At 41.5% G+C, this 258-nt stretch carries 1 protein-coding gene; it reads left to right on the forward strand.

The genetic code is table 11. The features are described from left to right. Positions 1-258, forward strand: a 258-nt coding sequence (locus tag CWB78_RS18740; protein WP_138596874.1) for an ATP-binding cassette domain-containing protein, incomplete at both ends; no start/stop codon positions are given.

The raw sequence follows: 258 nt of genomic DNA on the forward strand, positions 1-258 counted from the left end.
AAGTTTGTTAAAGACCTATCAGGTGGTGAGCGTAACCGTTTACACCTTGCTAAGTTATTAAAAGCGGGCGGCAATGTGTTATTACTGGATGAGCCAACCAATGACTTGGACGTTGAAACACTACGTGCACTTGAGAACGCTATTTTAGAGTTCCCAGGTTGTGTAATGTGTATATCGCATGACCGTTGGTTCCTTGACCGTATTGCTACACATATTTTAGATTACCGCGATGAAGGTCAAATTAACTTCTTTGATGGT

This window comes from Pseudoalteromonas sp. S1612 (assembly GCF_005887175.1).
Taxonomy (GTDB): domain Bacteria; phylum Pseudomonadota; class Gammaproteobacteria; order Enterobacterales; family Alteromonadaceae; genus Pseudoalteromonas; species Pseudoalteromonas undina.